Genomic DNA, 15,377 nt, shown 5'->3' on the forward strand with positions numbered 1-15,377 from the left:
CTTCAGGCCGATGCCGAATTTCTGGACGTCGCGATCCCTGGAGAGATCGAATTTCGCAATCAGCTGCTTGGCGAGCGAACCGCGCACGCCCTCGCCGATCAGCGTATATTTGCCCAAGAGCGCCATGCCACGGGCGAAGTTCGGTCCCGGTTCGCCGTTGCGCTCGACGCCCATGTCGCCGGTGGCAACGCCGATGACGGCACCTTCGTCGTTATAGAGCACTTCGGTCGCGGCAAAGCCCGGATAGATCTCGACACCCAGGGCTTCCGCATGGCTTGCCAGCCAGCGACAGACRWKSCCRAGCGAGACGATATAGTTGCCGTGATTGTTCATCAGCGGCGGCATCATGAAATTCGGCAAGCGGATTGAGCCGGCCGGGCCCAAGAACAGGAAGTGGTCGTCCGTGACCTCGGTCTTGAACGGATGATCCGCCTCGTCGCGCCAGCCCGGCAGCAACCGGTCGATGCCGATCGGATCGACGACGGCGCCCGAGAGGATATGCGCGCCGACTTCGGCGCCCTTYTCMARSACGACGACCGAAAGCTCCGGATTGACCTGCTTCAGCCGGATCGCCGCCGCAAGACCGGCAGGCCCCGCCCCGACGATGACAACGTCGAACTCCATGCTCTCGCGTTCGGGCAGATCGACGACGACCGAAAGCTCCGGATTGACCTGCTTCAGCCGGATCGCCGCCGCAAGACCGGCAGGCCCCGCCCCGACGATGACAACGTCGAACTCCATGCTCTCGCGTTCGGGCAGATCTTGCTCGGTCATACCGTCTCTCCAGTCTCACCGGTCTTCTGCCGGTTCAGTTCCCAGGACATATCATTCCGTCATGGCAAATGCAGTTTGGCTTGTCGAGCCGGGATGCGACAGACGATGCCCGCTTTTGCGCATGAGGTCATGAGTTTAGGGCAAATGTTATATGACGTGTACGTAAACGTAAATACATCATTTTGTCGCGTGCCGACGCTATGAGCCATTCGGCCTTGCTTTTGCCGAAGAGCCATGCCACGAGGCCGCCGCACTCTTCCGGCGGTCCGCGCCGGCATATCCCATTCGCAAACGGCACTCGACTCGGCGCCCCTCTGGCGCCCGGACGACGTGTCTTTTGCCGACTTCGGGGCCGGCCGCCCGAACATGCGGAGACGGCCCGACAAAATTACATGTTGCGTTGCGCGCCGCCGGCTTGCTCCGGGCGGCGGAGCGACGCCAGACGCAAGGAGACCACCATATGGCCAAGGCACTGGGCTTCGACTTCGGCACCACCAATTCCGTGCTTGCCGTTGCCGCCGGCGATACCACCCACTCGATGCAGTTCGACAGTCTCGCCGGCACGACCGACGCCATGCGCACCGCGCTTTCCTTCATGAAGGACGCCAACCTTGGCGCCCAGGCACTGAAGGTCGAAGCCGGCCAGGCGGCGATCCGCGCCTTCATCGACAATCCGGGCGACTGTCGTTTCCTGCAATCGATCAAAACCTTTGCCGCAAGCCCCCTCTTCCAGGGCACGCAGGTCTTTGCCAAGCGCCACAGCTTCGAGGATCTGATGCGGGTGTTCCTGAACAAGCTGCGCGACTATGCAGGCGACAGCTGGACGGATCAGTATAGCCGCATCGTCGTCGGCCGACCGGTGCATTTCGCCGGCTCCAGCCCTGATCCGGCGCTCGCGCTTGAACGCTATGGCGCAGCCCTCTCGGAATTCGGCTTCCCGGAGGTGCACTACGTCTACGAGCCGGTGGCGGCGGCCTTCTACTTCGCGCAGAACCTGAAGCAGGATGCAACGGTCCTGGTCGCCGATTTCGGCGGCGGCACCACCGACTATTCGCTGATCCGCTTTGAGACCAAGGCAGGGCGGCTGACCGCAACCCCGATCGGTCATTCGGGTGTGGGCATTGCCGGCGACCATTTCGACTTCCGCATCATCGACAACGTCGTCTCGCCGCTGATTGGAAAGGGGAGTCTCTTCAAGAGCTTCGACAAGCTGCTTGAAGTGCCGTCGAATTACTATGCGAATTTCGGCCGCTGGAATCAGCTGTCCATCTTCAAGACGTTGAAAGATTTCACGGATCTGAAAAAGCTCGTGCGCCAGAGCCTCGAGCCGGAAAAGCTCGAAGCCTTCGTCGACCTGATCGAACATGACGAGGGCTATCCGCTCTACAACGCGATTTCGGCGACGAAGATGCGGCTGTCGCAGGAAGACGAGACCGAATTCTATTTCGCCCCGCTCGGCGAAATGTCGCGCCGCACCGTTCGCCGCAGCGACTTCGAAGGCTGGATCGCGCCGGAACTGGCCCGCATCGAGGGCGCACTCGACGACGTGCTGCAGTCGACCGCAACGGCGCCCGGGTCGATCGACAAGGTGTTCTTGACCGGCGGCACGTCTTTCGTTCCAGCGGTGCGCGGCATCTTCGAGCGGCGCTTCGAGGCCGACCGTATCGAAAGCGGCGGCGAACTGCTGTCGATCGCCCACGGCCTGGCGTTGATCGGCGAGCACGAGGACATTGCCCATTGGACGGCCAATGCGGCGTAAGCCGGACGTCATCGATGACCTTGGATAGGCATGCCGTGGGCCGGAAAAGCGGTTCCGGTCCGACGGCTTATGGGTTAGGTTGGCGGCCATGATTTCCGCCCACGATCTCTCTCCGGCGCAGCTTGCCGCCCTCCTCGCCTTCCATGCGGATGCGGGCGTCGAATGGCTGCTGGAAGAGGAGCCGGTCGACCGCTTCGCCGAGTTCGAGGCAATGAAGGCGGCGCGCGGCAACGCGCGCGCGCCGGCGGCCAACAGCCGTGCGGAGACGGCCGCTTCGCAAGCGCCGGCGCGCCAGACAGCGGCAGCGGCGGCCCCCGCCTCCGCTCCATCCCGCGAAAGCCGTGCACCGGCTCCAGCCGCGAGCGCCCCTGCTGTTGCCATTCCCGATGCGCAGGCGATCGAAGAGGCGCGCTTTGCCGCCGAATCAGCCCGATCGCTCGTCGAGCTCAGGGTTGCGATGGAGGGTTTTGCCGGCTGCAATCTCCGGAACAGCGCCCGCAACCTCGTCTTTGCCGAGGGCGACCCGGCAAGCGGCATCATGATCGTCGGCCCGATGCCCTATGCCGACTGCGATCGCGACGGCCAGCCGTTCGCAGGCCGGCTCGGCGAGATGCTGACCCGCATGCTCGCCGGCATCGGCTTGGCGCGCGAAAGCGTACTGCTCAGCAACGTCGTGCCCTGGCGCCCGCCGGGCAACCGCGTGCCGACGGCGCGCGAAGCCGACATCTGCCGTCCCTTCATCGAACGGCAAATCGCCCTTGCCGAGCCCAAACATCTGCTTTTGCTCGGCAATTTCACCGCCCGCTTCTTCTTCGGCGGCAACGACACGATCCACCAGCTTCGTGGCGAATGGCGGGAGCTTTCGATCGGCGGCATCACGGTGCCGACGCTCGCAACGTTGCACCCGCAGGATCTGATGACGGCGCCCGTCAACAAGCGCTTCGCCTGGCAGGACCTGCTTGCCTTCAAGGCCCGGGTCCAAGGCTGATTCTCGCCGAATTACGGTGCGCCCATGCGGCGCCAACCTGCCTGCCCGCTTTATGAACAAAGAATGAAGAAAGCCATGCGGTTTGCGCATATCAGCGGCGCATTATGACGCATTGCAAAATGAGATGTTGCAGCGCAATATACTGGCACGGGAGGAATGGAATAAGGAATTGAGCCATGACTGCCCGCTTTCGTCCGATCCACAGCAGCTTTGAGACGCTCCGCCACACCGGCGCTGCTTACCGGACGCCGTTCAACCGCTTCGGCACGGCAGCCAACGAGCAGATGACCGCGATCGGCCTTGCCCGGACCACCCGTCCAGCGCAGATTTTCGCCGATTTCATTCAGCGCTGATCCCCACGCGATACGCTTGAGCGCGTATCGCGTGCACAAGTCGCCATGATTGGCCGACGACGAAGAAAGGAACGCAACCATGACCAAGCCCATCGTTAGCCTCAAGGTCCTGTTCGATTCGATCTCCGACATCGGTACTGCCGTGCGTGCCTCGCGCGAATACACCATTCTCAGCACCAAGAAGGATGCACGCCGCGCCCATCGCGTGGCCGTGAGCCCGCTGCTGCCGAACTGATCGCTGCCGGCAAAGAGGCCTAACGCCTTTTTGCCATCGCCTGTCGCAATCGACAGCGCCTGAAAAACTGGATAGAGCCACACTCGCTTTGACCTTGGAGTGTCGGGCTCGTCCGGTATCCGCCAGACCGTCCTCGCTCCACCTGCGCTTGCCTGCCGTCGCCGTCGATGGAGGGGCGCCTTGTTTTCAGGAGCGCCGATGCTGGCCAGCCTCGCTTCCGTCCTCAGCCTGATGGTGTCGACCCTGCTCATGATGGTCGCCTTCGGCCTTCAGAGCTATGTCATCCCGGTGCGCTCGGTCGCCGAGGACTGGTCGACGCTGACGGTTTCGATCATCGCCACCGGCTACACGGTCGGCTTCACGCTCTCCTGCGTCGTCACGCCCAAATTCGTGTTGCGCGTCGGCCATGTGCGCGTCTTCACGGCACTGATCACGCTGCTGTCGATCGCAATTCTGCTCTGCGGCCTCATTGTCGACTGGCGCGCCTGGATCGCGTTTCGCGCCATATCGGGCTTTGCGATTTCCGGAAGCTACCTCGTCATCGAAAGCTGGCTCAACGAGCGCGTCACCAACGAAAACCGCGGGCTGCTGTTTTCGCTCTACCTGATCACGACGATGGTCGGCACGATCGGCGGACAATATATGGTGCCGCTCGGCGACCCGACGAACACATCCCTGTTCATGCTCTGCGCCGTGCTGTTTTCCCTCGCCCTCCTGCCGACGGCCCTCTCCTCCTCGCCGATGCCCGCACCGCCCGCGCAGGCCAAGTTCGACATCCCGACGCTCTTCCGCCGCTCGCCGGTCGCCGTCGTCGGTGGCTTTCTGGCCGGTGCGCTCTCCGGCGCCTGGCTCAATCTCGGCGGCGTCTTCACCCAGAAGATCGGTCTTTCCACGGCCGAAGGTGCAACCCTGCTCGCCTCGCTTTTGACCGGCAGCGCGATCTCGCAGATCCCCATCGGCCGCCTCTCCGACAAGATCGACCGGCGTATCGTCATGATCGGCTGCGGCGTCGTCGGCGTCGTCTCCTGCCTGGCGATGTCGGCAGCAATCGGCAGTTCACCGGCTGTGCTCTACCTGGTCGCCGCTCTCGTCGGGTCGGTTCTGTTTCCGATCTATGCGCTCAACGTCGCGCATGCGAACGACCTCGCCAAACCCAAAGAATATGTCGAGACATCGTCCGGCCTAATGATCACCTATGGGCTCGGCACGATCTCCGGTCCTCTGATGGTCGGTCCGGTCATGGATCGCTTCGGCCCGGCGGCGCTGTTCCTCGTTCTCGCTGTCTATTTCGCCCTCTATGGCGGCTACGCCGCCTGGCGCATCCTGCAGCGCGAGCAGCACAAGGGCCTGGTCGCCAAGACCGATTTCCAGGCAACGAGCGTCATGCCGACACCCGGACCTGACGTGACGAGCCCCATCGCCCAGCAGATGGCGCAGGAACCGCTGATCGATGACGACACGGTTCCTGCCTGGGATAAGCCGCGCTCATAAAGGCCACCGACAGAAGCGAACTCGCGCTTCGTCCTCAGCCCTGTGGCGTCACGTGCTTGCGGGCGCCCCTGCGCTCCAGCCCGAGCCGATGTTCGCGGAAGATGATGAAGATGCCGGCCCCGACGACGATGGCGGTGCCGATCAGCATGGTGGCCGTCGGAACATCGTCGAACAGAAAATAACCGATGATCAAGCCGAGCACGATCGACGTGTATTCGAACGGCGCGATCGTCGACATGTCGGCATGACGATAGCTCTCAGTCAAAAGGATCTGCGCGACGCCGCCGCAGAAGCCGGCGACCATAAGCAGCAGGAAGGCTTCGCGCGAGATCGACGGCCAGCCGAAGGGCAGCGTCGCCAGCGAGAAGACCGAGGCCGACAGCGAGAAGTAGAGCACGATCGTATGGGTCCGCTCGTTCTTGACGAGCTTTCGCACCAGCACCATTGCCACCGCGCCGAGAGCCGCCGAAACCAGCACCGCTGCGGCGCCCAGCGCCTCCAGCGAACCGAAGCCGCCTTCGCGGAAAAGGGTCAGCCGCGGCCACGTGATGATCATCACGCCGACCAGCCCGATGACCACCGCCGACCAGCGATAAAGCCGCACCGTCTCGCCAAGGAAAAGTGCCGCGAAGGCGACGGCGATCAGCGGCATGGCGTAGCCGATGGCGATCGCTTCGGGCAGCGGCAGATGCACGAGGCCGTAGAAGCCGAAGCTCATTGCGAGAATGCCGACGAAGCCGCGGGCGATATGGCCGGTGAAATCCTCTGTCTTGAAAGCATCGCGCAACTGTCCGCGGAAGGCGAGATAGCCGAGAATGGGCACCATGGCGAAGGCCGAGCGGTAGAAGGTGATCTGGCCGGTGGCCATCTCGTTTCCGGCGGCCTTGATCAACGTCGACATGCAAACGAAAATGACGACGGAAAGGACCTTGAGCAGGATCCCCTTCATCGGGCTTTCGACTTCCGCATCCATTGAGGGCACTTTTCGAACAGCCTCCGCCGGCGATCAGCAGACACGAGGGCTGGTTTGGAGATTTTTAGGCGGAGAAACCGCCATAGGACTTCGTCACCTTAGCGACGCTCGGCAAGAAAGTCGGATCAAACTTCGTGATGAATGACGTTTTTTCTTGATCGATTGCCGTTCGGCAAAACGACGTCGAGCTTTTCTTTAGCTGCCGCGAAAAAAACCTTTCCAATTCATGTCTTGTTAGTCCCACTTCGGTACACGTCAATCCGATAAGGGAGCGGGAAGACCTTCGGGAAGCCATGCCTTTTCTGTCGAAAGTGCGGTCGCCGGCATCACAATCGTGTGGCATTATCCGACTTTTCGCCCCTTGGCCTTTTCACCATCACAGGCGCCCACTACAAATTCTCCAGTAGAACGGCGCAAGCGGGACTGACCATGCGGACAAATACTGGCCAGATTATTCATCTGGAAGACTATCGGCCGACCGACTTCGTTCTGGAGAGAGTGGATCTGACCTTCGAGCTAGACCCGAAGGAAACCAAGGTCGAAGCCCGATTGATCTTCCATCGTCGCGAAGGCGTCGACGCATCGGCGCCTCTGTTGCTCGACGGTGACGAGTTGAAGATGACCGGCCTGCTGCTGGACCAGGAAGAGCTCGCAACCGCCCTCTACGACGTTGCCGACGATACGCTGACCATCCGCGGCCTACCGGAAACCGCACCCTTCGAAATCACCATCACCACGCTGCTTTCGCCTGATACGAACACGCAACTGATGGGGCTTTACCGCACCAACGGCATCTACAGCACCCAGTGCGAGGCCGAAGGCTTCCGCCGCATCACCTATGTCCCCGATCGTCCGGATGTGCTTGCCGTCTACACGGTCAACATCATCGCCGACAAGGCGTCCGCTCCCCTCCTGCTGTCCAACGGCAACTATCTCGGCGGCGCCGACATGGGCGACGGCCGCCATTTCGCCGCCTGGTTCGACCCGCATCCGAAGCCGAGCTACCTCTTCGCGCTCGTCGCCGGCGATCTCGGCGTCGTCGAGGATACGTTCACGACGATGTCCGGCCGCGAAGTCGCGCTGAAGATCTATGTCGAGCACGGCAAGGAGCCACGCGCCTCCTACGCCATGGACGCGCTCAAGCGCTCGATGAAGTGGGACGAAGATGCCTTCGGCCGTGAATACGACCTCGACATCTTCATGATCGTCGCCGTCTCCGACTTCAACATGGGGGCGATGGAGAACAAGGGTCTCAACGTCTTCAACGACAAATACGTGCTCGCCGATCCGGAAACGGCGACCGATGCGGACTACGCCAATATCGAGGCGATCATCGCGCACGAATACTTCCACAACTGGACCGGCAACCGCATCACCTGCCGCGACTGGTTCCAGCTGTGCCTCAAGGAAGGCCTGACGGTTTACCGCGACCACGAATTTTCCGCCGACATGCGCTCGCGTGCGGTCAAGCGCATTGCCGAGGTGCGGCACCTGAAGTCGGAGCAGTTTCCCGAGGACGCCGGCCCGCTGGCCCATCCGGTGCGGCCGACGAAGTATCGCGAAATCAACAACTTCTATACGACGACCGTCTACGAAAAGGGCTCGGAAGTCACCCGCATGATCGCGACGATCCTCGGCCGCGATCTGTTCAAGAAGGGCATGGACCTCTATTTCGACCGGCACGACGGCCAGGCCGTCACGATCGAAGATTTCGTCGCCTGCTTCGAAGAGGCAAGCGGCCGAGATCTCCGCCAATTCGCGCTCTGGTACCACCAGGCCGGAACGCCGCTGGTCACCGCTTCTGGCGCCTATGACGCGGCCAAGCAGACCTTCACCTTGTCGCTCGAGCAGACCGTGCCAGCGACGCCAGGACAGGGCGCCAAGGAGGCGATGCATATTCCGCTGCGCATGGGTCTGCTGCTTGAAGGCGGCAGCGAAGTCGACCTCTCCTCGGTCTCCGGCGCCGACTTGACCGGCGACGTCCTGCACCTCACGGAGCGCAAGCAGACGGTGGTTTTCTCCGGCATCCCGTCGCGCCCGGTGCCGTCGTTCAACCGCGGCTTCTCCGCGCCGATCAATCTGCATATCGAGCAGAGCGCCGAGGACCTCGCACTAATCGCGCATCACGAAAGCGACCTCTTCGCCCGCTGGCAGGCGCTCAACGCCATTGCGCTCAGCAACCTGGTCGAGGCCACGGCGAATGTCCGCGCCGGAAAGCCGGTCGTTTGCGACACGGCGCTCATCGACGGCCTGGTCCGTGCGGCCGCGGATGACACGCTGGAGCCCGCCTTCCGCTCGCAGGCGCTGGCGCTGCCGAGCGAATCCGATATCGCCCGCGAGATCGGCACGAACAACGATCCCGACGCGATCCACGCCGCACGTCAGCAGATCCTGGTGGCCGTTGCCGCTGCCGGACGCAACACCTTCCTCAAGTTGGCCGAAGACCTCGTTTCGTCAGGCGCGTTCAGCCCGGATGCTGCGAGTGCAGGCCGGCGGGCGCTGCGCAACAGCGCCCTCACCTACCTCGTCCAGGGCGATGAAGGGCCGGAGCGCGCCGCCAAGGCCTTTGCCGCCGCCAACAACATGACCGATCTCAGCCATGCGCTGGCGCTGCTCGCGCACCGCTTTCCGGATGCCGCCGAGACCTCGGAAGCGCTTGCGACGTTCCGCAAGCGTTTTGCCGACAACGCACTCGTCATCGACAAGTGGTTCGCCGTCCAGGCGACGATCCCCGGCGCCGCAACGCTCGATCGCGTCAAGGCGCTGATGGCCGAGCCCCTGTTCAATGGCAACAATCCCAACCGCGTGCGCTCGCTGGTGGGCACCTATGCCTTCGCCAACCCGACCGGCTTCAATCGCGCCGATGGTGAGGGCTACCGCTTCCTCGCGCGCCAGATCCTCGACATCGACCCGCGCAACCCGCAGCTTGCGGCCCGTATCCTCACCTCGATGCGTTCCTGGCGCTCGCTGGAGGACAAGCGCGCCGGTCATGCCCGCAAGGCCTTGAAGGAGATTGCCGGAGCGTCGAAACTTTCGGCCGACGTCGGCGACATCGTCGAGCGGATGCTCAAGGCCTGAGTCCTAGAGCATCCGGCTTCAAGTGGAATCACTGCTCTAGAATCAAAGTGCTGGAGCGTCCTTTGTGCGTTCATCTGAACGCACTGCGCTCTGGAACTCATTGATTTTGTTTAGGGCCGGGCCGCTCACGCGACCCGGCCTACTATTTCCCAACGATAAGAAATGGTTAACAAATCTTTACCAACGCCTCTGGACAAGGCGAATCGCCCTGTGATTCATTGAGTCAGATTCGGGCGAGCGGCGCGCCGAATCATCAGAGGGTTTTCAGATTGGGAAAGATGGCGGACGCGCGACAGGCGAGCGCAGCCGACGGGCGGTTGCGACTCAAGTTTCCGGGGCTTGCCGGCCGCCTGGAGCAGGAGTTTATCTCGCAGGCGAAGATCTTTGCCGGACCGACCTCGCGGCGTCTGGCGAGCGCGGAGCCCGTTCTCAAGCGTTCCATCCCGATCCTCATCATCGCATTCCTGATCATCGTCGCGGTCTCGCGCATGTCCAGCATCATGGACGAGCACGCCCGCATGGAAGAGAGTTCGCGCCAGACGGTCGGGCTCGCGGCCGCCATCGCGGTTGCGGCTTTCCAGACGGACGGTGCAGCCCTTTTTGACGAGGGCCGCCGCGCGGACGCGGAACAACGTTTCAGCCAGTATCTGCCAACCGGCATGCTCGATCCCGGCACATTTATCCTTGCGGTCCGGAAGGATGGCCGGATCTTCGCAAGCACCCAGGAAGGCGGACCGCTCATCGGCCGGACGCTGGCGGCGGTCGCGCCGGATATCGCGACGCTGCAGTATTTCGGCGAGCATTCCAGCGTCATGAAGACACCGATCGTCGGTGTCGACCATATCGTGGCACTGGCGCAATTGCCCGATGCGGCCGGGGTGGTGCTGGCCGCGACGCCGATCACCCAGCTAGAAACGACCTGGCGCGACGAGGTGTCACTCAACGTTACGCTCTTTGCGGGCATTTCGGCGATTCTGCTGATGGTGCTTTACGCCTACTACATTCAGGCCAAGCGGGCCCGCGACGCGGATTCGGTCTTTGTCGAATCCAACCTGCGTGTCGAGACGGCGCTGTCACGTGGCCGTTGCGGCCTCTGGGATTTCGACCTTGCCAACCGTCGGCTGTTCTGGTCGCGGTCGATGTACGAGATGCTCGGCATGCCCGGCGAGAGCAGCGTGCTCTCCTTCGGCGACGCCGCGCGGCTGATGCATCCCGATGATCGCGGCATCTACGGCGTGGCACGCACCATCGCGCGCGGCGACGCGCGCCAGATCGACCAGGTTTTCCGCATGCGACATGCGGATGGCCACTATGTGTGGCTACGCGCCCGCGCGGAAATCATCCGTACCGTTTCCGGGCGGGCGCATCTGATCGGCATCGCCATGGACGTCACCGAGCAGCACCGGCTTGCCCAGCGCTATGCCGAAGCGGACCAGAGGCTCGCCGACGCGATCGAATGTACGTCTGAGGCCTTCGTCCTTTGGGACAAGCATGACCGCCTGGTCATGTGCAACACCCACTTCCAGGAAGCCTACAAGCTGCCGGATCACGTGCTTGTTCCGGGCACCGAACGCATTGCCGTGCAAACCGCGGCAGCACGCCCCGTGGTCGAACGGCGCATCGCCGATCCTGACCGTAGCAACCAGTCGCAGACGAGCGAGGTTCAACTTGCCGACGAACGCTGGCTGCAGATCAACGAGCGGCGCACGCGCGACGGCGGCCTCGTTTCCGTCGGCACCGACATCACGCTTCTGAAACGCCACCAGGTGCGCCTGCGCGAATCCGAGCGGCGTCTGATGGCGACGATCGGCGACCTTTCGGCGTCACGCATGACGCTGGAGCGGCAGAAGACCGAGCTTTCGGTCGCCAACTCCAATTACCAGGCGGAAAAGGAACGCGCCGAAGCGGCGAACCGCGCCAAGTCGGAATTCCTGGCGAACATGTCGCATGAACTGCGCACGCCGCTCAACGCCATCCTCGGCTTCTCGGAGATCCTGCAGAACCAGATGTTCGGGCCGCTCGGCTCGGAGAAATACAACGAATACTCGCGTGACATCCACGAGAGCGGCAAGCACCTCTTGAACGTCATCAACGACATCCTGGACATGTCGAAGATCGAGGCCGGGCACATGCGCATCAGCCGCGAGAGGATCGATCTGGCGCCGTTGATTGAAGAGACGCTGCGCTTCACGACAATCCCGGCGGAGCAGAAGAACATCCGTGTGGTGCAACAGATCTCGTCGGGCCTCACCATGGTCGCCGATCGACGCGCCATGAAGCAGGTGCTGCTCAACCTGCTTTCGAACGCCGTCAAGTTCACCAACAATGGCGGGCGCATTTCGCTTCGAGCGCGCAAGGTGACCGGCGCCGTGACACTGACGATCGCCGATTCCGGCATCGGCATTCCGCGCGACGCCCTTCAGAAGATCGGCCAGCCTTTCGAACAGGTGCAGAGCCAATACGCCAAGAGCAAGGGCGGATCGGGCCTCGGGCTCGCGATCTCGCGCTCACTCACCCGCCTGCACGGCGGCAGCATGAAAATACACTCGACGGAAAACGTCGGCACCATCATCTCGGTTAGAATCCCCGACCGCGCCTGAAGCGGGATCAGGAGAAGTGCGAACGGTTTCCGCTCGCATCCCGCTCAGCATATTGATCGCGATGATTTAACGCGTCAGTGAACGACGCTCAGCCTGAAACCACCGATTGGAAAACGCGCCGCACCGCCTTCGACAGGCGGCGGATGTCTGCCTCCAAGGTTTTCAGGTCCGGATAGTCCCCTGCCCGGCAGACGAGATCGATCAGCCCGGCCGGCGCCTCCTTCGGCTCGAACTCTCCCTCAATGCACAGCCGCACGATCTGCGACAACTCGGTAAAGAGATGCAGCGCCTCCAGGGCGACATCGAGATCGTTTGGGTTCATCAAGGCGTCGCCGAGCAGCTTCAGCGCATCGCCGGTATTGGTGCCGGCAGTCAGCGGCTGAACGCCATTCGCCGGCGCGACGAGCGCCAGGTACTGGCTGATAAATTCGATATCGACGAGACCGCCCGGGATCAGCTTGAAATCCCAAATGTCGCTCGGCGGCTTCTCACTATCGATCATCTCGCGCATGGAGATCACGTCGGCACTCACCTTGGCAACATCGCGCTTGCGGCCGAGGATTTCGGCGAAGATCGCATTGGCCTCGGCAATCAGCTTGTCGTCGCCACAGATGCAGCGCGCCCGGGTCAGAGCCAGATGCTCCCAAGTCCAGGCCTCTTCGCGCTGGTATTTGGCGAAGGCGTTGATCCTGGTCGCGACCGGCCCCTTGTTGCCGGACGGACGAAGCCGCATGTCGACCTCGTAGAGAATGCCTTCGGCGGTCGGCGCGGAAAGTGCCGCGATCAGGCGCTGCGTCACCCTCGTGAAATAGCGCGTCGGGTCGAGCGGCTTGGTGCCGTCGGACTCGGTTGCCGCCTCATCGTAGTCATAGAGCAGGATCAGGTCGACGTCCGAGCCCGCGGTCAGCTCGTGGCTGCCGAGCTTTCCCATACCGACAACGGCGATGCGGCCGCCGGGGAAATCGCCGTGCACGGAGCGGACTTCGTCCTGCACCGCCTTCACCGCCGCGGCGATGATCAGGTCGGCGAGATCGGTAAAGGCGCGGCCCGCCTGGGCACCCGATATGGCGCCGGTCAAAAGCCGGATGCCGATCAGGAAGCGCTGCTCGGCAGCGATGATGCGCAGGCGGTCGAGCACCTCCTCATAGTGCCGCGCGCCGCCGACGAAATTGGCGATGCGCGGCGCGAGGTAGTCCCGGGTCGGCAGTTCGGCGAGCAGGCCCGGATCGAGCATGCCGTCGAAAACATGGGGACGCGCGGCGATGATTTCGGCAAGCCGCGGCGCCGACGACATGACGTTGACGATCAGTGACAGTAGGCCCGGATTGTTGCCGAGCAGCGAAAAGAGCTGGATGCCCGCCGGCAGGCCGGAAATGAAATTATCGAACCGCAGCAACGCTTCGTCGGCCCGGCGGCTTTCGCCGAAGACGCGCAGAAGCTCCGGCGTCAGCTCGGTCAGCCGTTCGCGCGCTTCCACCGATTGCGTCGCACGGTAGCGGCCGTAATGCCAGGTGCGGATCGTATGGGAGATGTCCGACGGCCGCTGGAAGCCGAGCTTTCGCAATGTCTCCAGCGTATCGGGGTCGTCGCGCTGGCCAGTGAAGACGAGGTTGCCGGTCTCGGTCGAGAGCTTGGCCTCCTGCTCGAAAAGCTGGGCATAGCGGCGCTCGACGGTTTTCAGCACGCGCGACAGCGCCTTGGAGAAAGCGGCCGTGTCCTCGAAGCCGAGCATATAGGCGATACGCTTCAGCTCTGCCTCGGTCTCGGGCAGGACATGGGTCTGCTCGTCGCGCACCATCTGGATCCGGTGCTCCACATCACGCAGGAACCAATAGGCCTCGACAAGTTCGTCGGCTGTCTCCTCGTCGATCCAGCCGGCCTTGACGAGGACCCGCAGCATCGGCTCGGTCGCCCGCTGGCGCAGCTCCGGCATGCGGCCGCCGGCGATCAACTGCTGCGTCTGCACGAAGAACTCGATCTCGCGGATGCCGCCACGGCCAAGCTTGATGTTGTGCCCCTTGACCGCGATCTCGCCATGCCCCTTGTGCGCATGGATCTGCCGCTTGATCGAATGAATGTCGGCGATCGCCGCATAGTCGAGATACTTGCGGAAGACGAAGGGGACCAGCTCGCGCAGGAAGCGCTCGCCGCCCTCGATATCACCGGCCACCGGCCGCGCCTTGATGAAGGCGGCCCGTTCCCAGTTCTGCCCCCTGCTCTCGTAATAGAGCATCGCCGCTTCGACCGGGATCGCGAGCGGCGTCGAGCCCGGGTCCGGCCGCAGGCGCAGGTCGGTTCGGAAAACATAGCCGTCGCCGCTGCGCTCCTGCAGGATGCGGATCAGGCGGCGCAGCAGGCGGCCGAAGGTTTCCGAGGCATCATCGCGATCGACGATGATGCCGGATTGCGGATCGTAGAAGACGACGAGGTCGATGTCGGAGGAGTAGTTGAGCTCGAAGGCGCCGAGCTTGCCCATGCCGAGCACGACGACGCCGGAACCGACACTCGGGTAGGCGACGTCCTTGACGATCAGCTTGCCGCTCTCGTGCGCGCTCAGCAGCAGGTGATCTATCGTCGCCGACACGGCAGCACCGGCAAATTCGCTTAGCCAGCGCGTGGTTTCGCGGCCGTCGAAATGCCGGGAGAGGTCAGCAAGCGCCACGGCGAAGGCAAGCTCGCGTTTGGCTCTCCGCAGCCGCGCCATGATCTCCGTGTCGGGCAAAGCAGCGCCACCCTCGTTCGGCTTCCAGGCGTCGCGGGCGCGCCGCACCCGTTCTGTCAGGAAGGTCGTAAGATCAGTGGACAGAAGTTCTTCGAGAATGGCCGGGCGGCTGGCACCGGTGTCGCGCAGGAAGTGCGACAGCGCAAAGGCCGAGACGACGAATGTCTTGAACGGGCTCTCCGAAGCGAGCAGGCTTGCGATCTGGTCATGACCCTTGGCCATGTCCTTCAGCACCGAGAGCGCCGCCTTGGCGTCGGCCTGGGTTGCAGGACGGATCGGCGCCGTCTCGATCTCCCAGCACTGCTGCACCTGTTCCTGCATGCCCTCTCCCTTCCGCTGCAGCCGGTGTGGCGGAACAACCGCGCACACATTCCTCATACCGCCTCTTCTCCGGGAACCGGTCT

Annotated in this window: 10 protein-coding genes; 7 read left to right on the forward strand and 3 right to left on the reverse strand. The window is 63.0% G+C overall.

The features are described from left to right. A partial coding sequence (locus tag ASE60_RS11515; RefSeq protein WP_348272227.1) for an NAD(P)/FAD-dependent oxidoreductase occupies positions 1-624 on the reverse strand: 624 nt, incomplete at its 3' end. A gap of 610 nt (positions 625-1,234) precedes the next feature. Here ASE60_RS11515 and ASE60_RS11520 point away from each other — a divergent pair. The 5 genes from ASE60_RS11520 to ASE60_RS11530 all read left to right on the forward strand — a co-directional run bounded on the left by ASE60_RS11520 (position 1,235) and on the right by ASE60_RS11530 (position 5,600). After that, positions 1,235-2,533, forward strand: coding sequence for an Hsp70 family protein (locus tag ASE60_RS11520; protein WP_057250363.1), 1,299 nt, complete (start codon positions 1,235-1,237; stop codon positions 2,531-2,533). An 88-nt stretch (positions 2,534-2,621) separates the two neighbouring features. Continuing rightward, entirely contained in the window at positions 2,622-3,521 is a 900-nt protein-coding gene (locus tag ASE60_RS11525; protein WP_057251075.1) for a uracil-DNA glycosylase, read from the forward strand. A gap of 176 nt (positions 3,522-3,697) precedes the next feature. Then, positions 3,698-3,874 carry a hypothetical protein gene (locus ASE60_RS35150; protein WP_089043882.1) on the forward strand — a complete coding sequence of 59 codons (177 nt, stop codon included), beginning with the start codon at positions 3,698-3,700 and terminating at the stop codon, positions 3,872-3,874. 79 nt (positions 3,875-3,953) lie between these two features. Continuing rightward, a complete protein-coding gene (locus ASE60_RS35155; protein WP_093232127.1) occupies positions 3,954-4,109 on the forward strand; it encodes a hypothetical protein in 156 nt (51 codons plus the stop codon). Positions 4,110-4,307: 198 nt separating this feature from the next. Continuing rightward, entirely contained in the window at positions 4,308-5,600 is a 1,293-nt protein-coding gene (locus ASE60_RS11530) for an MFS transporter (protein ID WP_057250365.1), read from the forward strand. 34 nt (positions 5,601-5,634) lie between these two features. Here the strand turns inward: ASE60_RS11530 and ASE60_RS11535 are convergent, their stop codons facing one another. Then, positions 5,635-6,573, reverse strand: coding sequence for a DMT family transporter (locus tag ASE60_RS11535; protein WP_057250367.1), 939 nt, complete (start codon positions 6,571-6,573; stop codon positions 5,635-5,637). 429 nt (positions 6,574-7,002) lie between these two features. Between ASE60_RS11535 and pepN the strand changes: the two genes are divergently transcribed. Both pepN and ASE60_RS11545 read left to right on the forward strand, forming a co-directional pair. Continuing rightward, positions 7,003-9,651 (forward strand): aminopeptidase N, encoded by a 2,649-nt coding sequence (gene pepN, locus ASE60_RS11540; protein WP_057250368.1) that lies wholly within the window; start codon positions 7,003-7,005, stop codon positions 9,649-9,651. Positions 9,652-9,920: 269 nt separating this feature from the next. Further along, positions 9,921-12,251, forward strand: coding sequence for an ATP-binding protein (locus tag ASE60_RS11545; protein ID WP_057250371.1), 2,331 nt, complete (start codon positions 9,921-9,923; stop codon positions 12,249-12,251). An 88-nt stretch (positions 12,252-12,339) separates the two neighbouring features. On the opposite strand, the gene ASE60_RS11550 is transcribed toward ASE60_RS11545, so the two are convergent. Further along, on the reverse strand, positions 12,340-15,294 hold the full coding sequence (locus ASE60_RS11550) for a bifunctional [glutamine synthetase] adenylyltransferase/[glutamine synthetase]-adenylyl-L-tyrosine phosphorylase (protein WP_057250373.1): 2,955 nt from the start codon (positions 15,292-15,294) through the stop codon (positions 12,340-12,342). Between the last annotated feature and the right edge of the window lie 83 nt (positions 15,295-15,377).

Origin of the sequence: Ensifer sp. Root278, assembly GCF_001429285.1 — a bacterium.
Classification (GTDB): domain Bacteria; phylum Pseudomonadota; class Alphaproteobacteria; order Rhizobiales; family Rhizobiaceae; genus Ensifer.

Excerpts from the sequence above, each read along its gene's own strand:
- ASE60_RS11520 (WP_057250363.1), top strand. The coding sequence starts at position 1,235 with ATGGCCAAGGCACTGGGCTTCGACTTCGGCACCACCAATTCCGTGCTT.
- ASE60_RS11525 (WP_057251075.1), top strand. The coding sequence starts at position 2,622 with ATGATTTCCGCCCACGATCTCTCTCCGGCGCAGCTTGCCGCCCTCCTC.
- ASE60_RS35150 (WP_089043882.1), top strand. The coding sequence starts at position 3,698 with ATGACTGCCCGCTTTCGTCCGATCCACAGCAGCTTTGAGACGCTCCGC.
- ASE60_RS35155 (WP_093232127.1), top strand. The coding sequence starts at position 3,954 with ATGACCAAGCCCATCGTTAGCCTCAAGGTCCTGTTCGATTCGATCTCC.
- ASE60_RS11530 (WP_057250365.1), top strand. The coding sequence starts at position 4,308 with ATGCTGGCCAGCCTCGCTTCCGTCCTCAGCCTGATGGTGTCGACCCTG.
- ASE60_RS11535 (WP_057250367.1), bottom strand. The coding sequence starts at position 6,573 with ATGGATGCGGAAGTCGAAAGCCCGATGAAGGGGATCCTGCTCAAGGTC.
- pepN (WP_057250368.1), top strand. The coding sequence starts at position 7,003 with ATGCGGACAAATACTGGCCAGATTATTCATCTGGAAGACTATCGGCCG.
- ASE60_RS11550 (WP_057250373.1), bottom strand. The coding sequence starts at position 15,294 with ATGCAGGAACAGGTGCAGCAGTGCTGGGAGATCGAGACGGCGCCGATC.